Source organism: Variovorax sp. E3, assembly GCF_016082275.1.
Lineage (GTDB): Bacteria > Pseudomonadota > Gammaproteobacteria > Burkholderiales > Burkholderiaceae_C > Variovorax.
On the sequence record NZ_MOWM01000127.1, the window covers coordinates 1 to 23,945 of the forward strand.

Annotated in this window: 18 protein-coding genes, 1 other RNA gene and 5 pseudogenes; 16 read left to right on the forward strand and 8 right to left on the reverse strand. The window is 69.7% G+C overall.

Annotated elements, in window-relative coordinates:
• Positions 1-145 precede the first annotated feature (145 nt).
• From BMG07_RS30540 to BMG07_RS30575, 8 genes and pseudogenes are all read left to right on the forward strand, one after another.
• Positions 146-1,341, forward strand: a pseudogene (locus BMG07_RS30540) (DUF1501 domain-containing protein).
• Between the two features lie 18 nt (positions 1,342-1,359).
• Positions 1,360-1,688, forward strand: an RNA gene (rnpB, locus tag BMG07_RS30545) — RNase P RNA component class A.
• Between the two features lie 178 nt (positions 1,689-1,866).
• Positions 1,867-2,337 carry a MarR family winged helix-turn-helix transcriptional regulator gene (locus BMG07_RS30550; protein ID WP_198087691.1) on the forward strand — a complete coding sequence of 157 codons (471 nt, stop codon included), beginning with the start codon at positions 1,867-1,869 and terminating at the stop codon, positions 2,335-2,337.
• Positions 2,338-4,458, forward strand: a complete 2,121-nt coding sequence (locus tag BMG07_RS30555; protein WP_198087674.1) for an FUSC family protein — start codon at positions 2,338-2,340, stop codon at positions 4,456-4,458.
• Positions 4,455-4,661 carry a DUF1656 domain-containing protein gene (locus tag BMG07_RS30560; RefSeq protein WP_198087675.1) on the forward strand — a complete coding sequence of 69 codons (207 nt, stop codon included), beginning with the start codon at positions 4,455-4,457 and terminating at the stop codon, positions 4,659-4,661. Before BMG07_RS30555 ends, BMG07_RS30560 begins: the two co-directional genes overlap by 4 nt.
• Before the next feature lie 19 nt (positions 4,662-4,680).
• Positions 4,681-5,610, forward strand: coding sequence for an HlyD family secretion protein (locus BMG07_RS30565; RefSeq protein WP_198087676.1), 930 nt, complete (start codon positions 4,681-4,683; stop codon positions 5,608-5,610).
• Positions 5,607-7,091 (forward strand): efflux transporter outer membrane subunit, encoded by a 1,485-nt coding sequence (locus BMG07_RS30570; protein ID WP_198087677.1) that lies wholly within the window; start codon positions 5,607-5,609, stop codon positions 7,089-7,091. Before BMG07_RS30565 ends, BMG07_RS30570 begins: the two co-directional genes overlap by 4 nt.
• Entirely contained in the window at positions 7,088-8,302 is a 1,215-nt protein-coding gene (locus tag BMG07_RS30575; RefSeq protein WP_198087678.1) for a multidrug effflux MFS transporter, read from the forward strand. Before BMG07_RS30570 ends, BMG07_RS30575 begins: the two co-directional genes overlap by 4 nt.
• Positions 8,303-8,951: 649 nt before the next feature.
• Here BMG07_RS30575 and BMG07_RS30580 read toward each other — a convergent pair.
• From BMG07_RS30580 to BMG07_RS30600, 5 genes and pseudogenes are all read right to left on the reverse strand, one after another.
• Entirely contained in the window at positions 8,952-9,641 is a 690-nt protein-coding gene (locus tag BMG07_RS30580) for a hypothetical protein (RefSeq protein WP_198087679.1), read from the reverse strand.
• The gene (locus tag BMG07_RS30585; RefSeq protein WP_198087680.1) at positions 9,560-9,904 is read right to left on the reverse strand and encodes a hypothetical protein; all 345 of its coding nucleotides are present in this window, start codon (positions 9,902-9,904) and stop codon (positions 9,560-9,562) included. The genes BMG07_RS30580 and BMG07_RS30585 overlap by 82 nt, the downstream gene beginning before the upstream one ends.
• A 222-nt stretch (positions 9,905-10,126) precedes the next feature.
• Complete coding sequence (locus BMG07_RS30590; protein WP_198087681.1) at positions 10,127-10,684, reverse strand: hypothetical protein; 558 nt, start codon at positions 10,682-10,684, stop codon at positions 10,127-10,129.
• 53 nt (positions 10,685-10,737) lie between these two features.
• Entirely contained in the window at positions 10,738-11,469 is a 732-nt protein-coding gene (locus BMG07_RS30595; RefSeq protein WP_198087682.1) for an RNA pseudouridine synthase, read from the reverse strand.
• A pseudogene (locus BMG07_RS30600) lies at positions 11,466-13,141 on the reverse strand (MBL fold metallo-hydrolase). Before BMG07_RS30600 ends, BMG07_RS30595 begins: the two are co-directional and overlap by 4 nt.
• Positions 13,142-13,260: 119 nt before the next feature.
• Between BMG07_RS30600 and BMG07_RS30605 the strand changes: the two are divergent.
• Positions 13,261-14,264, forward strand: a pseudogene (locus BMG07_RS30605) (Bug family tripartite tricarboxylate transporter substrate binding protein).
• 289 nt (positions 14,265-14,553) lie between these two features.
• Here BMG07_RS30605 and BMG07_RS30610 read toward each other — a convergent pair.
• Positions 14,554-15,405, reverse strand: coding sequence for a TorF family putative porin (locus BMG07_RS30610; protein ID WP_198087683.1), 852 nt, complete (start codon positions 15,403-15,405; stop codon positions 14,554-14,556).
• A gap of 235 nt (positions 15,406-15,640) precedes the next feature.
• Here BMG07_RS30610 and BMG07_RS30615 point away from each other — a divergent pair, with 235 nt between their 5' ends.
• From BMG07_RS30615 to BMG07_RS30625, 3 genes are all read left to right on the forward strand, one after another.
• Positions 15,641-16,597 carry a LysR family transcriptional regulator gene (locus BMG07_RS30615; RefSeq protein WP_198087684.1) on the forward strand — a complete coding sequence of 319 codons (957 nt, stop codon included), beginning with the start codon at positions 15,641-15,643 and terminating at the stop codon, positions 16,595-16,597.
• A gap of 105 nt (positions 16,598-16,702) precedes the next feature.
• Positions 16,703-17,767 (forward strand): hypothetical protein, encoded by a 1,065-nt coding sequence (locus tag BMG07_RS30620; RefSeq protein ID WP_307867126.1) that lies wholly within the window; start codon positions 16,703-16,705, stop codon positions 17,765-17,767.
• Between the two features lie 41 nt (positions 17,768-17,808).
• Positions 17,809-18,816, forward strand: a complete 1,008-nt coding sequence (locus BMG07_RS30625; RefSeq protein WP_198087686.1) for a tripartite tricarboxylate transporter substrate binding protein — start codon at positions 17,809-17,811, stop codon at positions 18,814-18,816.
• Here the strand turns inward: BMG07_RS30625 and BMG07_RS30630 are convergent.
• Complete coding sequence (locus BMG07_RS30630) at positions 18,803-19,732, reverse strand: DMT family transporter (RefSeq protein WP_198087687.1); 930 nt, start codon at positions 19,730-19,732, stop codon at positions 18,803-18,805. The genes BMG07_RS30625 and BMG07_RS30630 overlap by 14 nt on opposite strands.
• A 65-nt stretch (positions 19,733-19,797) precedes the next feature.
• A pseudogene (locus BMG07_RS30635) lies at positions 19,798-20,573 on the reverse strand (GntR family transcriptional regulator).
• Positions 20,574-20,741: 168 nt separating this feature from the next.
• Between BMG07_RS30635 and BMG07_RS30640 the strand changes: the two are divergent.
• The 4 genes and pseudogenes from BMG07_RS30640 to BMG07_RS30655 form a co-directional block, all read left to right on the forward strand.
• Positions 20,742-20,969: a DUF3311 domain-containing protein gene (locus BMG07_RS30640; protein ID WP_198087688.1), complete on the forward strand. Its 228-nt coding sequence runs from the start codon at positions 20,742-20,744 to the stop codon at positions 20,967-20,969.
• The gene (locus BMG07_RS30645) at positions 20,966-22,441 is read left to right on the forward strand and encodes a sodium:solute symporter (protein WP_198087689.1); all 1,476 of its coding nucleotides are present in this window, start codon (positions 20,966-20,968) and stop codon (positions 22,439-22,441) included. Before BMG07_RS30640 ends, BMG07_RS30645 begins: the two co-directional genes overlap by 4 nt.
• Positions 22,442-22,464: 23 nt before the next feature.
• Positions 22,465-23,667, forward strand: a complete 1,203-nt coding sequence (locus tag BMG07_RS30650) for an amidohydrolase family protein (RefSeq protein WP_198087690.1) — start codon at positions 22,465-22,467, stop codon at positions 23,665-23,667.
• A pseudogene (locus BMG07_RS30655) lies at positions 23,664-23,945 on the forward strand (MFS transporter); the annotation flags it as partial. The gene BMG07_RS30650 and the pseudogene BMG07_RS30655, both read left to right, overlap by 4 nt.

The following is a 23,945-nucleotide window of genomic DNA, read 5'->3' on the forward strand; positions in this document are numbered from 1 at the left end:
CCGATCGATGCGCGCGCGCTCGGCCCGCGCCTGCTGCCCGGCGGGCTGGGCGAGGCCACGGCCACCGCCGTGGCGCGCGCCGAAAGCCCCGAAGCCGCGCTGGCCCTGCTGCTGGCCTCGCCCGAATTCCTCAGGAGATGAACCGATGACTTCTTCACGCACGACCCACGCGATGCATGCGCCCTCGCGCCGCGGCTTCCTGCAGGCCGGCGCGCTGGCCACGGCGGGGCTGCTGGTGGCGCCGCGCATGGTGCTGGCCAGCGCCGCCACCGACCGCCGCTTCGTCTTCATCATCCAGCGCGGCGCGGCCGACGGGCTCGAGACCCTCGTGCCGTATGCCGACCCCGGCTATGCGCGGCTGCGCGGCGCGTTGGCCGTCGACGCCTCCACTGCATCGGCGGCCACGCGGCTCGACGGCACCTTCGCGCTGCACCCTTCGCTGGTGCAGACGGCCGGGCTCTACACCGCGAAAGAGGCGCTGTTCATTCACGCCGTGGCCTCGCCGTACCGCGACCGCTCGCACTTCGACGGGCAGAACGTGCTCGAGTCGGGCGGCATCGCGCCGTATCAGCTGAAGGACGGCTGGCTCAACCGTCTGGTGGCGCTGCTGCCCCGGCATGGGCCCGAAGCCATTGCCATCAGCAGCACCGTGCCGCTGGCGCTGCGCGGCCCGGCGGAGGTGAGCTCCTATGCGCCCGCCGCGTCGGCGCGCACGACCGACGACATGCTGCAGCGCTTTGAGCAGCTCTATGCGCAAGACCCGCAACTGGAGGCCATGTGGTCGTCGGCCATGGAGGCGCGCGGCATGGCCGGGCCGGCCACGCGGCAGAGCCCGGCCGAGCTGGGCAAGCTGGCGGCGCGCTTTCTGATGCAGCCCGCGGGGCCGCGCATCGCCATGCTCGAAACCGGCGGCTGGGACACGCACAGCGCGCAGACGCCGCGCATGGCCAACCAGCTCAAGTCGCTCGACGCGCTGCTGGCCGCGCTGAAAGAGGGCATGGGCGACACCTGGTCGCAGACCGTGGTGCTGGTGGCCACCGAGTTCGGCCGCACCGCCGCCGCCAACGGCACCGGCGGCACCGACCACGGCACCGGCTCGGTCGCCATGCTGCTGGGCGGCGCGGTGCAGGGCGGCCGCGTGCTCGGCGACTGGCCCGGCCTGGCGGCCAATGCGCTGTACGAAGGGCGCGACCTGCGGCCGACCACCAGCCTGTCGGCCGTCATCGCGACGGCAACGGGCGAATGCTTCGGCGTCGCGCCGCGCGGGTCGCCAAAGCGCTGTTCCCGACGGTGCCCGGCGGCACGTTCTCGCAGCCGCTGCCCGGCTTGCTGCGTTCATGAGGCGATAATCCACCCCGTGAAGCACGCCAGACCGCCGCTGGTGCAAGTCTCGAAAGAGCGCACTGGAGGAACGTCCGGACTGCACAGGACAGCGCAGGAGTTAACGACTCTCCACCGTGAGGTGAGGATCAGAGCAACAGAGACGAGCCGATTCAGTTCGGGTGAAACGGGCAATCTCTGCGCGCAGCAACACCAAGTAGGCCAGTATTGAGGTGGTTCCGCTGAGCTGGCGGGTAGGTGGCACCGAGCCGTTTGGCGACAAACGGCCCAGAGTAATGGCGGTCACGTCGAAGGTTTCGCAAGAGGCCTTCGATGCACAGAATCCGGCTTATCGGCGGGCTTCACACTTTTCTTTCCCCCTTTTTTGTTTTTTTCGCGTTCAGGGCCCTGGGGCCTTGAAGGTGGGCCGCCGCGTCGCCGCCTGCACGAATTGGTAGTTACCCGTACAATAGATAGCATGCTAATTAATAGGCAGCTATCGTGACCGATCCCGCCCTTTCCCCCCAGGCGCGCGAATACGCGCTGATGCGGCTCGGCATGTCGCTGTCGGTGCTGCAGCGCGGCTACCGCGCCGCGGCCGACAAGTCGGTGGCGCACGTCGGCGTGTCGCAAACGCTGGCCTGGCCGATCGTGATGCTGGGCCGCATGAACGGCGAGGTGCGCCAGGGCGTGCTGGCCGAGGCGCTGGGCATCGAAGGCCCGTCGCTGGTGCGCTCGCTCGACCAGCTGGTGGAGGCCGGTTTCGTCGAGCGCCGCGAAGACCCGGCCGACCGCCGCGCCAAGACCCTGCACCTGACCGAAGCCGGCAAGGCCGCGTGCGCGCCCATCGAAGGCGCGCTGAACCTGATGCGCGCCGCGCTGTTCGAGGGCGTGCCCGACGAAGACATTGCCGCCTGCGAGCGCGTGTTCGCCGTGCTCGAGGAGCGCCTGGGCCGCCCCGTCCTGATGCCGCCCGCGCCACAGCCGCACGCACACGCACAGGAAGGCCGCAAGTAAATGGCCGGCTTCTCTCTTCCGCGCTTCAGCCGCGCGGAGCTTCTGTTTTCCGGCAAGAGCTTTGCCGCCGCCATGCTGGCGATGTACCTGGCCAGCCGCGCCGGCCTGCCGCGCCCGTTCTGGGCACTCATGACCACCTACGTCGTTGCGCACCCGCTGGCCGGTGCCGTGCGCTCGAAGGCGGTGTACCGCTTCTGCGGCACGCTGATCGGCAGCACCGCCACCGTGCTGCTGGTGCCCGCGCTGTCGAACGCGCCGGAGCTGCTCACGCTGGTGCTCGCGCTGTGGGTCGGCCTGTGCCTGTGCATTTCGCTGCTCGACCGCACGCCGCGCTCGTACGTGTTCATGCTCGCGGGCTACACGGCGGCGCTCATCGGCTTTCCGTCGGTGCAGACGCCGCTTGCGCTGTTCGACACCGCCGTGGCGCGCGTCGAAGAAATCGGCCTGGGCATCTTCTGCGCCACGCTGGTCCACAGCCTCGTGCTGCCCGCGGGGCTCGCGTCGACCGTGCTGGGCCTGCTCGACCGCACCTTGCTCGACGCGCGCAAGTGGCTCGGCGACCTGCTGCAACCGGCCGGTCGCACGGGCGACGCCACCCCCGGGCGCCTCGACGACGACCGCCGCCGCCTGGCCGGCGACATCACGCAGTTGCGCCTGCTCTCCACCCACGTGCCCTTCGACACCACGCACCTGCGCTGGACCGCCGGCGCCATCCGCGCCATGCAGGACCGCGTGGCTGCGCTCACGCCCGCGCTGTCCGCCGTCGAAGACCGGCTGCAGGCGCTGGTGCAGGCCGAAGGCCGGCTCGCGCCCGACGTGACCGCCGTGCTCGCGCAGGCCGCGCAGTGGCTGCGCGAAGAGGCCGAGCCGGCCGGCGATGTGCCGGGCCGCGCCGAACGCCTGCAGGCGCTGCGCCGTTCCATCGGCACGCTGCACGAGGCGCAACAACAACAGCAAGCGCCGACGACCGCCTGGGGCCGCGCCCTGCGCATCGGCCTGGCCGGCCGCCTCGAAGAACTCGTCGACGGCTGGACCGCCTGCGCGCAACTGCGCCAGGACATCGACGAAGGCCTCAAGGGCGCCGCGCCGCTGCGCCGCACCGCCGCGCTGGGCAGCCGCGTGCTGCACCGCGACTACGGCATGGCGCTGCTGTCGGCGCTGGCCGCCGTCATCGCCATCTGCCTGTGCGGCGCGTTCTGGATCCTCACGGGCTGGCCCATGGGCTCGGCCGCGACCATGATGGCCGCCGTCTTCTGCTGCTTCTTCGCGACCATGGACGACCCCGTGCCCGCGATCCACGGCTTCCTGAAATGGACGCTGTGGTCCATTCCGATTTCCGCGCTCTACGTGCTGGTGCTCATGCCCACGGTGCAGGACTTCGGCATGCTGGTGCTGATCTGCGCGCCGCTGTTCCTGGTGCTGGGTTTCTACCTGCCGCGCCCCACGCACTTCATGCCGGCCATGGCGATGATCTTCGGCGTGGCCGGCACGCTCGCGCTGCACGACACCGCCAGCTCCGACCTCGTGAGCTTCATCAACAGCATGATCGGCCAGGTCGTCGGCGTGGTCGTCGCGGCGCGCGTGACGCGGCTCGTGCGTTCGGTCGGCGCCGACTGGAGCGCGCGGCGCATCCAGCGCGCCACCTGGCGCGAACTGGGCGACATGGCCGCCAGCTCGCAGCCGCAGTACGCGCAAAGCGACGCCTACGCCGTGCGCATGCTCGACCGCATCGGCCTGCTCGCGCCGCGCATCGCGCAGGCCGGCGGCACCGTCGAGGGCGTGGCCGCCAACGACGCGCTGCGCGACCTGCGCATGGGCGCCGACATCGCCGTGTTGCAGCGCGTGCGCGCGCAGTTGCCGCTGGCCACCTCGGCCGCGCTGCTGGGCGGCATCGCACGCTTTTTCCGCCAGCGCGGCGAAGGCCGCATGAACCCGCGCCCGGCCGATCTGCTGCCGCAGATCGACGAGGCGCTGGCCGCCGTGCTCGCCGCGCGCGACACGGCTTCTTCCGCAGCCTCGCGCTCGGCCGTCACCGCGCTGGTCGGCCTGCGTCGCAACCTGTTCCCCGACGCGCCGCCCATGCGGGCCGGCGCGGCACCCATTCAAGGAGCTTCCGCATGATCGGCGAAGCCAGTTTCTACGGCCTGTACCTGCCCTGGATCATGGTGCTGGCCCTCGGCGCGCTGCTGGCCCTGTGGGCCGTGCGCCGCCTGCTCGCGGCCACCGGCGCCTACCGCTGGGTGTGGCACCCGGCGCTGTTCGACATGGCGCTGTACCTGCTGCTGCTCTACGCGCTGAGCCGCGCGACCTCCTGCTTCCAATGAATAAATTACCGGGATTCCCATGAAAGCCAGTCCTTCCTCCGACAACCCCTGGGCCCAGCGCCTCGGGCGTGTTCTCCTGACCGTGGTGGTGGTGGCCGCCGCCGTGTGGGCCGGCCTGCGCCTGTGGGACCACTATGAGCTTGCGCCGTGGACGCGCGACGGCCGCGTGCGCGCCAACGTCGTGCAGATCGCGCCCGACGTGTCGGGCCTCGTCACGGCCGTGCCCATTCGCGACAACCAGTCCGTGGCCGCCGGCACGCTGCTGTTCGAGGTGGACCGCGCGCGCTACGACCTCGCCGTGCGCCAGGCCCAGGCCGCGCTTTCCGCGCAGCGCGCCATGAGCGCGCAGGTGCAGCGCGAGAACACGCGCAATGCCGGCCTCGACGACCTGGTGTCCAAGGAGTCGCGCGAACAGACCCGCTCGCGCGTCGAGCAGATGCAGGCCGCCGTCGCGCAGGCCGAGGTGGCGCTCGACTCGGCCCGCCTGAACCTGCAGCGCGCCGAAGTGCGCGCGCCCACCGACGGCCTGGTCACCAACCTCGACCTGCGCCAGGGCAGCTACGCCGCGGCGGGCCGCCCGGTGCTGGCGCTGGTCGATGCGCAGTCGTTCTACGTCGAAGGCTATTTCGAGGAAACCAAGCTGCCGCGCATCCACCTGGGCGACCGCGTGCGCGTCACGCCCATGGGCGACGGCGCGGTGCTCCAGGGCGCAGTCGACAGCGTGGCCGCCGGCATTGCCGACCACGACCGCTCCACCAGCGCCAACCTGCTGCCCAGCGTGAACCCGACCTTCAACTGGGTGCGGCTCGCGCAGCGTATTCCGGTGCGCATCAAGCTCGACCCGCTGCCGCAGGGCGCGCGCCTCGTCGCGGGCCAGACCGTGACGGTGCAGGTGCTGGAGAACAAGCCGGCGCAAAGCGCCGCAGCGGCCACGCCGCAGAAGGGATGAACGACATGACCCGCTTCGCGTTCCGCCTTGCATCGCTGGCCGCAGCCGCCGCGCTCGCGGCCTGCGCGGCGGTCGGCCCCGACTACAAGCAGCCGCCCGAAGCGCTTGCCAGCCAGGCCGCCGCCGGAAAGCCCTTCGCCGAGGCGCCCGCCAACGCCGCGCCGCTGCCCCCGCACTGGTGGCGCCTGTACCACGACCCGCTGCTCGACAAACTCGTCGAACAGGCGCTCGCGCACAACACCGACCTGCGCCAGGCCGTGGCCAACCTCGAGCGCGAACGCGCCATCGAAGACGAAGTGGCCGGCGCCAGGTACCCCACCATCGGCGTGAACGGCGGGCCGTCGTTCGGCCACGTGTCGGGCCTGTCGCTGCTGCAGAAGGGCTACGAGCCGCCGAGCACCTTCAACTACAGCGCGGGTGCCTCGCTGTCCTACCAGGTCGACCTGTTCGGCCAGATCCGCCGCGCCATCGAGGCCTCGCAGGCCAGCACGCAATCGGCCGAGGCCGCGCTCGACCTCGTGCGCGTGAACGTCGCGGCCGGCACCGCGCGGGCCTATGCCGAAGCCTGCTCGACGGGTCTGCGCCTGCAGATCGCGCAGAAGTCGGTGTCGCTGCAGCAGGACGCGGTGAACGTCACCGACCGCCTGCAGCGCGCGGGCCGCGCCGGCGCCATCGACGCGGGCCGTGCGCGCGCGCAGCTGCAGCAGCTCAATGCCGCGCTGCCGCCGCTGAAGGCCGAGCGCCAGGGCGCGCTCTACCGACTGGCCACGCTGACCGGCGCATTGCCGCAAGACTTTCCGCGCGAGGTGGCCGACTGCACCGCGGCGCCGCGCGTGGCCGGCACGCTGCCGGTGGGCGACGGCGCCGCGCTGCTGCGCCGCCGGCCCGACATCCGCCAGGCCGAACGCAACCTGGCCGCGTCGACCGCGCGCATCGGCGTGGCCACGGCCGACCTCTATCCGAAGATTACGCTGGGCCTGTCGGGCTCGTCCGTCGGCCACGCCGACGGCTTCGGCCGCAAGGACACCTTCGCGTGGAGCCTGGGGCCGCTGATCTCGTGGACCTTGCCGAACACCGGCGTCGTGCAGTCGCGCATCGCGCAGGCCGAAGCCGGCACGCGCGCCGCGCTCGCCAGGTTCGACGGCACTGTGCTCACCGCGCTGCGCGAAACCGAAACCGCGCTTGCCACCTACGCCCGCGAACTCGACCGCCGCGCCGCGTTGCAGGCCTCGCGCGACGAGAGCGCGAAGGTCGCCGCGCAGGCGCGCCAGCTCTACCAGAACGGCCGCACCGCCTACCTCGACGCGCTCGACGCCGAGCGCGCGCTGGCCGCCAGCGAAGCCGCGCTCGCGGCCAGCGAGGCGCAGCTGTCCGACGACCAGGTGGTGCTGTTCATGGCGCTGGGCGGCGGCTGGGAGCCGGACGACAACAACGCCAGCCTCGCGCAAGGCGCGACCCCCGCCACCACCGCCAAGCAATGACCGAGCACACCGCCGCGCCCGCACGCCGGCCCCACGCGCCGCTGTGGCTGCTTGCGCTGGTGACTTTCAGCGGCACGCTGGCCATGCACATCTTCGTGCCCGCGCTGCCCATTGCCGCCGCGAACCTGGGCGCCGGCATCGGCGCCATGCAGATGACGGTGAGCCTCTACATCTTCGGGCTGGCCGTGGGGCAGCTGGTGTACGGCCCGCTGGCCGACCGGTTCGGGCGCCGGCCCGTGCTGCTGTGCGGGCTCGCCATCTACTGCGTGGCGGGGCTTGCCGCCGCGCTCGCGCCCGAAGTGCATGCGCTCATCACCGCGCGGCTGTTCCAGGCCATCGGCGGTTGCGCCGGCCTCGTGCTGGGCCGCAGCATCGTGCGCGACACGGCCGAGCCGCAGGAGGCCACGCGCCGCCTCGCGCTGATGAACCTCATGGTCACCATCGGGCCGAGCCTGGCGCCGCTCATCGGCGGCGCATTGGCCACCGCGCTGGGCTGGCGCTCGATCTTCCATGCGCTGTTCGCGCTCGGCGTGGTCGGCTTCCTGTTCACCTGGCGCATGCTGCCCGAGACGGGCGCGCCCGGCGCCGCCGTGAACGCGCGCGACCTGGCGCGCAACTACAAGCGCCTGCTGGCCTCGCCGGCATTCCTGGGCTTTTCGGTGGGCGGCGGCTGCGCCACCACGTCGATGTACGCCTTCATTGCGTCGGCGCCCTTCATCTTCGTCGACCAGTTGCACCGGCCCGCGCACGAGGCGGGCATCTACCTGGCCATCCTGGTGTCGGGCGTGTGGCTCGGCAGCTTTCTCACCAGCCACCTGATCTCGCGCGTGCGTGTCGACCGGCTCATGATCCGCTCGAACGCGTTGAGCGTGGCCGCGGCCTTCGTGCTGCTGGGCGCGGCGCTGAGCGACCACCTCTCGATACCGCTCATCGTCGCCTGCATGTTCCTGTTCACGGTGGGCGCGGGCATGGCCTCGCCGGCCGCGCTCACGCAGGCGATCAGCGTGAACCCGCAGGTCATCGGCTCGGCCTCGGGCCTCTACGGCTTCACGCAGATGGCCGTGGGCGCGCTGTGCACGGCACTGGCGGGCATGGGCCATCGCAACCCCGCGCTGGCCTCGGCCATCGTGCTGGCGGGGGCGGGCATCGTGGCGCAGCTGTCGTTCGCGGTGGCGCTGCGCGCGCAAAGAGCCCGCGGGGCCATGGACTGAGTTCAGCCCTTGCAGCGTTTCTTCAGGTCCGTGCCAATCTGCGCGATCAGACCGTCCAGCGCCTTGTTGAAGGCCTCCTGGATTTCGCTCTCGGATGTGGACCAGTTCATCGAGTCGTCGAAGCCGCGGTAGGTCTTCGTTGTTTCGCCGGCGCTCGGATGGAAACTGCACGCGCACGACCAGGTTGGCCGACTTCAGGCTGTAGAGCCCGTGAATGTAGGCTTTGAGCACCGTGACCCGGATCGTCGGTGCGCTTGCATCGCGCGTGTAGCCGGGTATCGATGCGATGCCGCTGCGGAGCCACTCATCGAACCCCGCGCCGTCGACGTTGGTGCGGCCCATCTGACCAAGAGTCTGCGCGTCGCGCCGGTCGTCGATGTTGCCGAGGCTGAATGCGCAGCCCGGGGGCGCGTGCCCCTGCGCAGCGGTTGAAGCGCCCCGGCGCTGCACGCCTGCCACCCTGTCCGACGCGCAACCGGTCAGAAACAGCGGCGCCGCCAGGGCACAGCAGGCGGCAGCCCGCCAAACCCGGCGGATCACTTCGGGGCGACCTCCGTCGTGGCCTGGGCTGCGGACATCGCTGCAGTCGCCGCCGTCGCCGCCGTATCGGCTGCAGGTGCCGCGGCCTGTGCAAGCGCCACGACGCTGGTCAGTGCCGCGTCGAAGTGGAGCGAGCGTCGGGGTAGCGAAGCAGTCGACCGGTATTGCCTTGCGACACCAGGTTGGCTTTCAGGCTCGGGGGAACGTCGACCTTGGCTGTGGCCGCCGAATAGACCGGATGCTTGCTCTGCAGGTCGGAGGCCAGCAGGGCCGCGGATTGGGCGATGCCGTCGTGCAGTGCTGCCTTCAGCATGCGTGCGTTGTCTGCTTTCCAGGCCGCGATGTTCTTGATGGCGTCATCGCTCGCGCCCGGATGCTTCGCGCTGTAGACGATGCTGCTGCGGTACGCCGCGTTCTGCAGCGCCAGCGCGGGCTCCGACGATGTTGCCGGTGGTGCGGGCGGCAGCTTGGCCGCCGTGCGCGCCGCGGTGCCGCGTGGATAGATCAAGCCTCGGGCGGAGACTTCCAGCGTCGAAAAATCGACCGACAGGTGGTAGTCGAGATTGATGAACATCACTGCGTTCGATGTTGACGCCTTGAATGTCTTTTCGTACGCATCGGTGGTCACGGTCTTGGTGACATCCAGGCTCGCCAGTTGCATGCCGGGCACCGATTGCAGCGACTGCGTCAGCGAATCGCGCATGAGCTGGTCGAAGTTCAGGTCGACGATTTCGTCCTTGAGCGGGCGAACGCTTTCTTCCGCCGTCTTGGCGCGTGCGGCATTGACGCTCGCATCCACCGCGCCCATTGCGCCGCCGCAGGCGCGGCCAGCAGAATGCCCAGGCCTGGAACGGCTCCGCAGGCTGCGGCGCCGGATGCGGCCGCGGTCGATCGGACGAAGGCCGCATACAGCTCGGTCTGCGTGACGCCGACTTTCACTTCGACGGGCTGGAGAGCGCCCAGGACTTCAGGTTTGACCGGCTGCGTAGCCGGAAGGTGCGTGCAACCGGCGAAGACGAACGATGCCAACACCGGGATCGCGGCGCTGCGAAAAGCAAACATGGGTTTCTCCCTCGGACAAGTGATTCGAATGCATCGCCGGGCCCCGTTTTTTGCCGGATGTCCGCAGCGATGAGACCTTGGCCAAGGTCTGCCACCTTTCGGCCGGCAGGGATCGTACATGTTGTTACGCTTGACGCAACAGTCCTTCAGGCGCGCAGGGCCTGGAAGTGTGCGGAAACGCACGACCTTCGAGCTCGTGCCGCCAGCACACGAAGAAAACGCTCAGCGCGTGAAGAGCCAGTTGCCCTTGGGCTCGCGCACCAGCTCGTGCCGGCGCAGGGCGCGCTCCTCGCCGTCGTCGCCCACGTAGACCACCTCGAAGCGCAGCAGCGTCGGCGAGGCCAGTTGCCAGTTCTGGACGCGCTCGACGGTCACGCAGGCCGTCTTGTCCTGGTATTCCATGCCCGACATCGGCCCGCCCTGGAAGGCCGCGCCGTCGAACGGGCGGCCGTACACCGCGAAGGCATTGAGCATGGCGCCGTTGCGCGCGGTGATGCAGCCTTCGGCCTGCAGGAAGGCCTCGATGGTCGGCGCGGCGCCGGCGATCGCCTGGCCGATGGCGGAGGTCGGCGCCTTGCCGCCGATCGCTTCGCGGATGCGCGCCACCTGGGCCTCGGTGATCAGGGCGAGCCCGTCCCTGGAGATCACGGTCGGCGGCGGCGCCGTCGTCGTTCTTGTCGCCTGCCGGGGCGCGGAGGGCGAGGTGGTGGTGGCGCAGCCCGAAAGCAGCGCCAGCGACACGGCGCAGGCCAGGGCGGTGCCCTGTGTGTTGGATTTCATTCGGTTCGGTCTCCCTGTCGGCGGCGCGGGGCCGCCGGCCCCGTCGTGTTTCTTCAGAAGCGTTCGTGCGGTGCGAGGTAGCGCCACTGGCCCGGCTGCAGCCCCGCCAGCGGCACGCGGCCGATGCGGATGCGCCGCATGCCCAGGATGCGCAATTCCACGCTGTCGCAGATGTTGGCAATCTGCCCCGGTCGCGCGCCCTTGAGCGCAAAGCGCAGGCCCGTTTGCTCGTCGCTCTGGCGGCCGATGCTCACGCGCGCGGGCGAGCGCTCCAGCCGCGCCAGTACCTCGGGGCTCACCGGGCCGGCCACGTCGACCATCACCTCGTGCTCGAGGATGCCCGCGTCTTCCTGCAGCTTGCGTTCGATGCGGAACTCCTGCGTGTACGCCACCAGCCCGCTGGCGCCGGTTTCGAGCGGCGTCATGCAGTGCTGTCCCTTCACGTGCGCCGGCAGAAAGCGCATGCCTTCGCGCTCGGGCTCGTGGTGGTTCGCGGCCACCAGCAGGCGGTGCGCGTTGTCGGTCGGCATGCCCGCGGGCTTGTTCAGCAGCAGGGTGACCGGCACGATGGGCTCGGGCCTGGCGCCCGCCGCGATCTCGACCTGCTGCCCGGGCAGCACGCGCGACTGCGGCAGCATCTGCGGCACGCCGTCGACGCGCACGGCGCCGTTCTCGATCAGCAGTTCGGCTTCGCGGCGCGACACGCCGGCCATCGCGGCCACGCGCTTGGCCAGGCGGATGCCTTCGTCATTGTCTTTGTCTTTGTCGGGGGAGTTTCTGTTCATGAGGCCGCAGTCAGTTGCCGGATGCGCGCCACATGCGCGGCCAGCGAGCGTGCCGCCACCGGCCACATGCGCTCGGGCACGTCGTCGTAGGCGATGGGAAGCCATTGCTCGGGCGTGCCGTCGGGCAGCTTCTGCATGGCGGCGGCGATCTTGGCCTCGCGCTTGAGGCGGTGCGCCTTGAGCATGGCAATGGCGGTGCGCGCAAAGCCGATCACGTAGCCGTGCGCGGGCAGGATGAACTCGACGCCGCCGGCTTCGCAGGCCGCGTCGAGGTTGTCGAGCGAATCGAGGTAGGCGGTCATGTCGCCGTCGGGCGGGTCGACCACCGTGGTGCTGCCGTTGAGGATGTGGTCGCCCGAGAGCAGCAGGCCGTCTTCCTCGAGCACCAGGCACAGGTGGTTGGCCGCGTGGCCGGGCGTGTGGATCACGCGCAGCGTGTGCGTGACGGCATCGCCTTCGGGCGTGGTGCCCGAGAGCACCAGCCGCTCGCCGTCGGCCAGCTCGCGCTCGGGCGTGAAGCGCGCGGTGGCGCGCGCGGTCGGCTTGGAGGCCAGGCCCAGGATCGGCGGCTTGCTGCCCTTGCACAGCGCCTGCAGCGGCGCGGCGCCCGGCGAATGGTCGGCATGCGAGTGCGTGCACACGATCATGCGGATGTCGCCATGCGTGGCGCGCCACAGGCGGCCGATGTGGTCGAAGTCGTTCGGGCCCGGGTCGATGACGATGTAGCCCGTGGCCGCGTCGCCCACGATGTAGCTGTTGGTGCCGGGGCCGGTCATGGCGCTGGGGTTGGGCGCGGTGAGGCGCATCAGGTTCTTCAGCAGCGCCACGGGCTGTTCGCTCTGCCAGTCGAGCGCGTGCTCGATCTGGCCGTCGGGGCACACCAGCGCGAGTTCGCCATAAGGCGACTCATGTTCCATGTAGCGCGCGTCTTCGCCTTTCAGCAGGCCGGCGCGCGGGCAGCTGGTCCACAGCGGGGCCTCGCCGGCGCCACCGGGCGCGCAGGCCGCGAGCACCGCGTCGACCGTCGCGTACACCGCCATGCGCTGCAGCGTGCGCACGGTCGGGAAAATCATGAAGAAGGTGCCGGCCGCGTGGCGCGCGAGCGCGTCGGCGGGGCGCACCCAGCAGGGCTCGAACTGCTCGCTCTCGTCGGCCGTGGGCGTCTGGCCTTCGGGCATGCGCGCGACGAGAAAAGGCACGTCGAAGCGCTTGGGCAGGTCGCGGTCGGTGATCCAGTGCGCGAAGGTGAACACCTGGTCGGAATCGAGCACCAGCCCGCGTGCCGCGCACTGGTCGGCGAAGGCGGTGCCGGCCGTATCGTTGCGGTCCATCGCGGCGATGTCTTCGGCGCTCACGGGGCGGCCGTCGGTGTGGTGCGCCAGCAGGATGCCGAGTTCTTCGAAGGCTCGCGGATGGCTGCGATGGCCTGCGTGCGCTGCACGCGGCTTTGCGTCGGGCGGCGGGTGGCGATGCGCTTGGCGGCTTCGTCGGCCGCGTCGATGTGGCCGCCGGGAAACACGTAGGCGCCGGGCGCGAAGCTGGCGGTGGCCGAGCGGCGCGTCATCAGCACTTCGATGCCGGCGGCGGTGTCGCGCAGCAGCAGCACGGTGGCGGCCGCGCGCACGGGCGCGGGCTCGCGTGCGGGATAAATTTGTTGGGTGGTACGGACCATGGGGGGATTATGGGGAGCCGGTGCCTTGCGCGCATGTCGCGCATAAGCTCATAGGGATTCAGACATGAGCGCCGCGCCACAATTCGCGCTTGCACCGCTTGCCTCGAAGAAAGACAGTCATGGCCCATTCTCCCTTTTCACGCCGCGCACTGCTGCTGGCAACCGCCACGCTCGTCACCGCCGCCGCGTCACCCGCGGCGACTGCCCAGACCGACTGGCCGCAACAACCCGTCACATTGATCATGGGTTTCCCGGCCGGCTCGGGCGTCGACGTGGTCGCCCGCACCATCCAGGAGCCGCTGGCAAAGCAGCTCGGCCGGCCGGTCATCATCGACTACAAGTCGGGCGCGGCCGGCAACATCGCCAGCGAGTACGTGGCCCACGCCAAGCCCGACGGCTACACGCTGTCGTTCGGCACGGCGGCCACGCACGGCAGCAATGCCGCGCTCTACAAGAAGCTGCCGTTCGACGTGGAGGCCGACTTCATTCCGGTGGCGCCGGTGCTCGACGTGTCGAACGTGCTGACCATCAACCCCGACGTCATCAACGTCAAGACGCTGAAGGAGTTCGTCGAGCTGGTCAAGGCCAACCCGGGCAAGTACAACTATGCGTCGACCGGCAACGGCGCGGGCACGCACATGGCGTTCGCCGAGTTCAATTCGCGCCTGGGGCTGAACATGGTGCACGTGCCTACAAGGGCGGGCCGGAGGCGATCACGTCGGTGGTGCGCGGGGAAACCTGCTGCATCATGAACCAGGTGCAGACGGTGCTGCCGCACTACAAGGCGGGCAAGGTGCGGCTGCTGGGCGTGACGACGGCCACGCCGGTGCCGGCGGTGAAGGAGGTGCCCACCATCGCGTCGAGCGGGCTGCCGGGCACCAAGGGTTTCGACAGCTCGATCTGGTTCGGCATCTTCGCGCCCAAGGGCACGGACCCGCAGATCGTCGACAAGCTCAACGCCGCCGTGAAGACAGTGCTCGAGACGCCCGAGATTCGCGAGCGCTTCGAGAGCCAGGGCAATACGGTGCGCATCGAGACGCCGGCGCAGTTCAAGAAGACGGTGCACGCCAATCGCGTGAAGTGGGCCGAGGTGGCCAAGGCCGCGAACATCAGCATCGACTGACGGGTTCATTCAGGGCGCGTGTTCGGGGCGCGTGCACAGGACACCGGGTACTCCCCTCCGCGAATGTCCCCCGGGGCTTCGCCCCTCCTCCTTTATTTCGCTGCGGGGAGCACCCGATGCCCCGCGCACACTGGGCGCAGCGCTTGTGCGGCGCGATCAACGACCACACCGCACAACGCACACGTCGATGGTGTGCCTTGCGCAGCGAAATAAAGGAGGAGGCCGCAGGCCGGGGGACATTCGCGGAGCAAGGCACGCCGTCGGCGTGTGCGCGCCCTGACAACGCGGCCTACAAAGTCTTCGTCAGCGTCAGGATGAAGCGGGCCTTGTTCGGCGAGTAGGTCTGCTTGCCGAACGCGCCGAAGCCGAGGTCCACACCCGGGTTGCTCACCGAGAGGTACGCGTTCTGCTTGTTCGCGCCCTGCACCGAGCCGGCCAATGACAGGCCGTTGCCGAAGTCGTAGCTGGCGCCCACGTTGTAGTCGACATAGCTCTTGTAGCCCAGGCTGCGGATGTCGCTGGACATGTGGGTGTAGCCCACGGCCGCCTTCAGCGTGACCTTGGGGAAGATCTCCTTGCTGTAGGCCAGGTTCAGGTAGCCCGTGTTGGTGCCCTTCAGGCCCGAGCCGGCCTTGTTGCCGGCGTAGCCGAAGTAGTCCTTGGACACCGTGTGCGAATACTTCAGTGTGAAGGCGCCGATGGTCTCGTCGGTGTAGCCGGCGGCGCCGTAGACCTCCGTCGTATTGCCCGACGAATTGCCCGGATAAAGGTAGGTGAGCGCGCCCACGTCCATGTCGAAAGGGCCGGCCCTGAACTTGTAGCCGCCGTAGATGTCGCTCTCGATGCTGTTGCCCTTGAGCCAGTTGACGCTGGAGTTCCAGTTGCCCACGTAGAAGCCGCTGCCGCCGAAGGCGTAGTCGAAGCCGCCCTGGACGGCGGGCTTGAATGCCCTGGTCTTGGCGTAGTCGTTCTTGCCCAGCATGTCCTGGTCTTGCCCGCGGAACTTGTAGTTCGTCGTCAGGGAGATGTTGGCGGTGATCGCAGAGGCGTCCGGTGCTGCCTGCGCGGATGCCGCGCACGGAAGCGCCAGCACGGCAGCAAAAGCAAGCGCCGGGGGCATGGCGCGGATCGTTCTGTTCATCGAAGAATGGCTTTGGAAAGCACACGAATTGAGGAGATCGGGAGCGTAGGAGGCGGGGTCTCAAAACCGCGTAAAGATTGCAGGGCGCGGCGCAAAAATCCGAAAGCACCGGGCCGGACAATCCACTCCACCGCGCGCAAGCGGCGCCGCCCGCCCGCCGCTTGCGGGCAGAATCGAGCGCTGCTCAACAGCGCCCGCCTTGTCGGGAAGGGCGTCCAACCATCACTTCCTCCGCGTGAACACCGTGTCCCTGGAAATTGGCGAACATGACCGCCGGCTGGACGAATCGCTGTTGCGATCGCTCCATGCGCTGCTTGCCGAGGCCAGCGTTTCGCAGGCGGCGGCGAAACTGGGCGTGGCTCAATCCGCGCTCAGCCGCCACCTCAAGGTGCTGCGCCAACTGACGGGCGACGAGCTGCTGATACGGGTGGGCAACCGCATGGTGCTCACGGATCGCGCCCAGTCCCTCGTGGCGCCGACCCGGCGCATCCTGGCCGACATGTCGCTGCTCACCTCGGAGGCCCAACCCGTCGAGCCCGGCGAGTTGCGCCAGAGCTTTCGCATCGCGACCTACGACTTCCTGCCGCGTCGCTTCTTCGCGGACATCGTCGAGCGCGTGGCCCGGCAGGCCCCCGAGTGCGACGTGGTCATCCGCGGCCTGGGCTCGCGCTTCGAGCACTACCGCCAGCTCGCGGACGGCGAGGTGGACATGGTCATCACCATCTGGCCCGAGCTGCCGGGGCATCTGCGCGCGGCCAGCCTGCTGACCGAGCCCATGGTGTGCCTGATGCGCAAGGACCATCCGCTGGCGAGCCGGCCGTTGACGCTCGACGACTACCGCCGGGCGCGGCACTTGTCCTCGCTGGAGCATGTGCCGGGGCAGGGCACCATCCTGGATGCGCAACTCGCGGAACTCGGCGTCTCGGTGCATACGGCGATGCGCACCCAGTTCCTCGGCGTGGCGCCCGCCGTTCTTGCGCGCTCGGACCTGATCTTCTCGACCGGCCGGCTGCTGGCCGAGGACTTTGCCGAGCAGTATCCGCTCGCGCTCGTGCCGTTCCCCGCGAAGATCAAGCCGCACCGCTACCGCCTGGTCTGGCACGAGCGCACGCACAAGAACCAGGCCATGAGCTGGATGCGCGGCGAACTGATGGCCGCCGCCCGGGAGCTGGCCCAGCGCCCGAGGTCATGACAGCGGCGTCATAACCCACTGCACATCGCGGCGCTGGGCGCGGCCTGCGGCGCTGGATAAGGTGGCGGCATGTCCTCCAGCCCACCCCCATCCCAAAGCCACCCGGTGTCCGACGCAGCTTCTCCCGCGCAGGTGCCCGCCGGCCTGCTGGCCCGGCTCCCCAAGGTGGACCTGCACTTCCACATGGCCGGCACCCTGCGCCCCGCGACGCTCGCCGCGCTTGCCCGCAAGTACGACCTGCCCCTGCCCAGGCCGCTCGAGACGCTGTACACGTACCGCGATTTCTATGACTTCATCGACGTGCTGCGCATCGCCGCGCAGGCGATACGCGTCAGCGCGGATTTCGAAAGGGTGGCCTACGAGGCCGTGGAGGACGCGGTGCGCAGCAGCAACGCGCGCCATGTCGAGATGTCCTTCAACCCCCAGTACTTCATGCCCACCGGCGTGGCATACCGCGTGCAGGTCGAGGGCTTGGCCGCCGGCCTTCGCGCGGCACGGCAAGACTTCGGCTGCTCCGGCCTGCTGATCGCCTCGCTCGACCGCGGCCTGCCGCTCGACAGCGCCGGGCACGCCATGGACGACATCGTCGGCCAGCGCTGCGACCTGGTCGTGGGCGTGGGGCTGGACGGCCCGGAGCGCGAGGGCCCGCCGGCGAAGTTCGCGGCGCTCTTCCAGCGTGCCGGCCGCGCCGGGCTCCGGCGCACGGCCCATGTCTGCGAAGACAACCAGACGCTGGAGGAAGCGCCGCCTTCCAACGTGGAGGCGTGCATCGAGCTCCTGGGCTGCGACCGCCTCGACCACGGCTACAACCTGCTGGCAAGCGAGGACGCCTTGTGCCGCGCGCGCGAGCGCGGCGTTTATTTCTGCGTCTGCGGCGTCACCAGCGTGGCGCGGCGCCAGCGTCAGCGCATCGACGGCGTGCGGCGCATGGTCGATGCGGGCCTGAAGGTCAGCCTCAACACCGACGACCCGGCGATGTTCCACACCGATCTCGCGCACACCTACGCCACCGTGCTGGAGGGCTGCAACTGGGGATGGGCGCAAGCGCGCGCCTTCAGCCTTGCGGGCGTGGACGCATGCTGGCTCGACGAGCAGGCCAGGCAGAGCCTGCGCCACGACTTCGAGCGCGAGATCGCATTGCTCGACAACGAGATGGCGTCCATGGACTGACGCCCGCAGACATCCACCGAAGCCCCAAACAAGGACCCACCATGCGACTCGCATCCCCTGCACGAACCTGTCGCCGGCAACTGCTTGCGGCGCTGGCCTTCGCGGCCCTGGCGTCCACGGCGCTCCCGGGCATGGCCGAAGGCGCGTGGCCCGCGCGGGCGATCACGCTCATCGTGCCGTACGCCGCGGGCGGCAACGTGGATGTCATGGCGCGATGGATCGGCCCCGAACTGGCCGCGCGCCTCGGGCAGCCGGTCATCATCGAGAACGTCTCGGGCGCCGGCGGCGTCATCGGCACCGAGAAGGCGGTGCGCGCCAGGCCCGACGGCTACACCTTGCTGCTGTCGGTGGAAAGCACCATCGTCATCGCGAAGATGGTGACGCCCTCCACCGTTCGCTACGACGGGCTCGTCGACCTGGTGCCCGTCACGCTGCTGGGCTCGCAGCCCCTGGCGTTGGTGGGCAAGCCCGCGATGCCGTCGAAGACGGCGCAAGCGCTGTATGCCGAGCTGAAGTCGGCACCCGGCAAGTACAGCTATGCCAGCTCGGGCGTGGGCACCTCGCTGCACCTGGGCGGCGAGTTGCTCAAGCAGCAGGGCGGCGTCGATGTCGTCCATGTGCCTTACCGCACCGGCACGCAGATCGTGAACGACCTGAGCGGCAACCAGCTGGACCTGGCCGTCCTGCCGCTGTCCATGGTGATGCAGCAGGCGCGGGCGGGAAAACTGCGCGTGTACGGCGTGATGTCGCAGGCGCCGTCCACGGCCATGCCCGAGGCGCTGCCCCTGGCGAGCGTGCCCGCCTGGCGCGGCGCGGACGTGTCCGTGTGGCAGGGCGTCTTCGTGCCCAAGGGAACACCGCCGCAGATCGTGGAGCAGCTGAACGTTGCGCTGGGCCAGGTGCTGACGAACCCCGGCGTGCGAAAGAACTTCGAGGACGGCGGGGTCACGCCGATCGGCGCGGGCCCGAAGGAGTTCGCTGCTTTCCTCCGGCAGGAGGAGACCAAGTTCGGTGCGATCGTCACCAAGGGGAACATCAAGGCCGAGTAGGACCGGCAGGCTTCGTCATGGCGACGACGCCGGCCACCACGCAGGCCAGGCCCACCCATGCGGTCGACGCCAGCGTTTCGCCGAGAAACACCATGCCGATCAACACGCCGATGGGCACGCGCAAATAGGCTTGCGCGGAGGTCGACATCGGCCCCAGCGTCTTGATGAGGCGAAAGTAGATGCTGAAGGCGAGTGCGGTCGACAGCACCGCGAGCGCGAGCACGGCGAGCATCGACGGCGCGGAGGGCGCGAGCGTCCAGGGCCGGTCGATCAGCAGGCTCGCGGGCAGCAGCATCACCGCGCCGCTCAGCAGCGAGCCGGCGGCCGGCACCATCGGGTCCAGGCCCTTGAACACGCGGCCGAACATGGCGGCGCAGCCGTAGCACACCGCTGCCGCCACCAGCGCGAGTTGTGCAAGAAGCGAGTGCCCGAGCCCGTTGAAGGCCTCGAAGCCGACGATCAGGCAGATGCCCGCCAGCCCCGCGCCCACGCCGAAGAAGCGCCGCAGCGTCGGCTTCTGCGCGCCGCCCAGGCCCAGCCCGAGCAGGAAGATGAAGATCGGCGAGGTCGAGTTGAGGATGGTCGCCAGGCCCGCGTCCACGCTGCGCTCGGCCCACGCGATGAGCGTGAACGGCAGCACGCTGTTCAGGCAGGCCTGCACCACGAAGCGCCGCCACACGGCGGGCTCTGTCGGCAGCTTCACGCCGCGCATGCGCAGCACCGCGAGCAGCAGCAGGCCGGCGATGAGCGTGCGCGCCGCGATCAGCGTGACGGGCGGGATCGTCGCCACGCCGATCTTGATGAAGGTGTACGAAGCGCCCCAGCAGGTGGCGAGCAGCGCGAGCAGCGCCCATTCGAAGGCGAGGTTGGCTTGCGCGTGAGGTTTGTCGGCGAGGGAGGGCGTCGGTGTGTGCATGGTGCGCCGATCATCCCGAGGCCGGCGCGCCGACACTTCGCCCGCGGGCGAAGCGTGGCAGCTGTTCAGTGCTCGTGCGAATGGGTGTGCGCGTGCGGCTTGGCGGCGCCGCCATTCAGCAGCGTCGCCAGGTCGACTTCCTGCTCCGCCGCCGCACCCGCGATCACGCGCTGCTCCAGCTCGTCGAGGTGTTCCATCGCCACGGCCAGTGCCTTGTCGAGCGACTTGCCGGTGGTCAGCGCGTCGATGATCTGTTCGTGCTCGCGCGGCGCGCAGCTCGCGGCCTCGGCCGAGTCGTACAGCGCCTTGTACAGCTCGGTGTTCGAAATCAGCCGCTGGATGTACGACAGCAGCTCGTCGCTGCCCGCCATCTGCGCCAGCAGCAGGTGGAAGTCGCCTGCCAGCCGTATCGCGTCTTCGCGCCGGCCCTCCTTGAACGCCTTCTGCTCCGCCTGCACGTGCTTGCGCAGCGCGGCCACCTGCTCGCGCGCGAGCGTGCCGAACAGCGTGGTGATGAGCCCCGCCTCCACGATGCGGCGCGCGCGGTAGATGCCGCGCATGTCGTCGATCGACGGGTTGGGCACGAGGCGCCGCGGTTGTGCTCCAGCACCAGCCGTTTTTCGGAGCCCAGCCGCGCCAGCACCTTGCGCACCGCGCCGCGCGTGCAGCCCAGCGCCTCGGCCAGCGCGCGCTCGCGCAGGGGCGTGCCGGGGCGCAGCTTGCCGCTCAGCAGCGCCTTCGACACGGCGGCATAGACCCGCTCGTCCACGTTGGCGTCGTCGGCTTCCTCGGGTTCCGAAGCGGTGGCAAGGGCGGGGGATTTGCGTGCGGTGGAAGGCATAGGCGTGCCGATTATTGCCCGTGCCCCGTCGCGTCCGGGAAATCCCCCGGATTGACGCGCCCGCCCCGGCTCCGTACCATTCGCCTCGTTTGGTTAACCAAATTAAATAAATATGGTCAACCAAAATGCATATTCATTCTCAACCAGAACCATGAATCGAGGCATCCGATGAAATCCGCCAAATGGCTGGCCGCGCTGCCGGTCGTCGCTTTCTTCAGCGGGGGATGGCTGTCGTCCGTCGCGCCCACCTTCGTGCTCGGCATGCCCTTCCTGATGGTGTGGAACGTGAGCTGGCTGGTGCTGACCTCGCTGATCATGGTGGTCATCGACCGCGCCGAAGGCGACATCGACGCACCGTCCGCCACGGCCTCCACGGCCGCCGGAGACGCGCGATGAACGCCGCACTGGCCGTGATCGCGCTGTTCGTGGTCGGCGCGCTGGGCCTGGCGGTGCTCGCGCGCCGCGGCCGCACCATGAGCCTGGAGCAATGGGCGCTCGGCGGGCGCGGGCTGGGCGCCATCATGGTGTTCCTGCTGATGGCGGGCGAGTCGTTCTCCACCTTCACCTTCCTGGGCGCCAGCGGCTGGTCTTACAGCAAGGGCACGCCGGCCTTCTACATCCTGGCCTACGGCGGGCTGGCCTATCTCATGGCCTTCTGGATGCTGCCGGCCGTGTGGCGCTACGCGACCACGCACAAGCTGGTGTCGTTCTCGGACTTCTTCGCGCACAAGTACGACAGCCGCCCGCTCGGCGTGCTGGTGTCGATCGTGGCGCTCATGGGCATGGTGGCACTGCTGACCATCCAGTTGCGCGGGCTCGGCATCATCGTGTCGGAAGCCTCGTACGGCTCCATCGCGCCGCAGGTGGCGATCTGGATCGGCACCGTGGTCATGGTCAGCTACATCCTGTTCTCGGGCATCCACGGCTCGGCCAGCATCGCCATCGTGAAGGACGTGCTGATCCTGGCGCTCGCGGTGTTCCTCGGCATCTACCTGCCGTGGCACTACTACGGCGGCGTCACACCCATGTTCACCGCCATCCACGCGGCCAACCCCGGCTTCTTCGAGTTCCCCAAGGAGGGCCTGAACCTCACCTGGTACAACTCGACCATCCTGCTCACGGCGCTGGGCTACTACCTGTACCCGTTCAACCTCACGTCGGTGTACGCCGCCAGGAGCGCGAGCGCGGTGCGCCGCAACACCATCCTGATGCCGCTGTACCAGGTGGTCATCGCCTTCCTGTTCCTGGTGGGCTTCGCGGCCATCCTGCAGGTGCCGGGGCTCAAGGGCTCCGAGGTCGACCTGGCGCTGTTCGGCCTGGTCAAGCACACCTTCGATCCGTGGTTCGTCGGCGTCATCGGCGGCACGGGCGTGCTCACCGCGCTGGTGCCGGGCTCGATGATCCTGCTGACCGCATCGACCGTGATCGGCAAGAACGTCTACAAGGAAGGCTTCGCGCCGCACGCCACCGACAAGCAGGTGTCGCGCGTGGCGCGCGGCGTGCTACCGGTGTTTGCGCTGGTGGCGGTGTACTTCGTGCTGCGCGGCGGCACCACCATCGTGGCCGTGGCCATCTTCGCGTCGAGCCTGCTCACGCAGCTGCTGCCCTCGCTCTTGTTCAGCCTCATGAAGAAGCCCTTCGGCAGCAAGCACGCGGCTTTCGCGGGCATCCTGGCGGGCGGCGCCGTGCTCGGTTTCATGATGACCACGGGCTCGAACCTGGGTACGCTGTTCCCTGCCGCGCCGCTGGCCTTCAAGTCGCTCAACACCGGGCTGGTGGCGCTGGCGACCAATGCGCTGGTGTTCGTGATCGTGGCGCTCTTCACCCCGCGCATCGCACCGCGCCACGTGGCCGCGCAACCCGCCTGATGCTTTTGAAAGAACCCGACCCCATGTCCTCGCTCCTGATCCGCAACGTGCGCCCCATGGGCGGCCTGGCCACCGACGTGCGCGTGCAGGACGGCCGCATCGCCGAACTCGGCGCCGCGCTTGCCGCGCCGGCCGGCACCCCCGTGGAAGAGGGCGGCGGCGCCTTGCTGCTGCCCGGCCTCGTCGAAGGCCACACCCACCTGGACAAGACGATGTGGGGCCTGGACTGGTATCGCAACGAGGTCGGCACCCACCTCACCGACAAGATCGAGAACGAGCGCGCCTTCCGCCACGCCAGCGGGCACGACGCGGCTGCGCAGTCGCTGGTGCTGGCCAAGGCCTTTCTGGCGCTCGGCACCACGCGGCTGCGCACGCACGTCGACGTCGACACGCAGGCCGGCCTGCGCCACCTCGAAGGCACGCTGCGCACGCGCGAGGCGCTGCGCGAGGTGCAGCAGATCCAGGTGGTCGCGTTCCCGCAGTCGGGCCTGCTGGGCCGGCCAGGCACGGCCGAGCTGCTCGACCAGTCGCTGGCCATGGGCGCCGACGTGCTCGGCGGGCTCGACCCCTGCGCCATCGACGGCGACCCCGTGAAGTCGCTCGACGTGCTGTTCGGCATTGCCCACAAGCACCAGCGCCCGGTCGATATCCACCTGCACGAGCCCGGCGCCATGGGCGCGTTTTCGCTCGACCTGATCCTGCAGCGCACCGAGGCATTGGGCATGCAGGGCAAGGTCGCGATCAGCCACGGCTTCTGCCTTGGCGACGTGAGCGAACGCGAGCGCGACGCGCTGCTCTCGCGCATGGCCAGGCTGGGCGTGGTGCTCGTCACGAGCGCGCCGCCGTCGCGCATCGTGCCTCCGCTCATGGCTTGCCGGCAGGCGGGCGTGACCGTGCTCGGCGGCAACGACGGCATCCGCGACACCTGGTCGCCCTATGGCAACCCCGACATGCTCGAGCGCGCCATGATCATCGGCCTGCGCTACAACCTGCGCCGCGACGACGAGATCGAAGTGGCGCTGGACACCGTCACGCATGCCGGTGCGCGCGGCTGCGGCTTCGAGGCCTACGGCCTCGTGCCCGGCAACCGCGCCGACCTGGTGCTGGTCGATGCGCAGACCGTCGCGCAGGCGGTGGTGTCGCGGCCCGTGCGCAGGCTCGTGGTCTCGGGCGGCCGCATCGTGGCGCGCCACGGCGTGCTGCAGGCCGACGTGGCCGCGTTGTGACGCGGCAGGCCCGCGGCCGGGGCGCGGGCGCGGCCTTCGCGTTCGTCATCGTGCTGGTCGCGCTGAACCTGCGCGCCTTTCTCACGTCGAGCAGCCCCTTGCTCGAACCCATCCGCCTGGCGACGGGCATCAGCTTTCACGCGGTGGCGCTGCTCACCGTGCTGCCGATGTTCGCCATGGGCGCGATGTCGCTGGTCGGCGCGGCGATCGGCCAGCGCATCGGCGCGCGGGGCGGCATCGCGCTCGGCCTGGCGGCCATCGCGGTGGCCTGCGCCAGC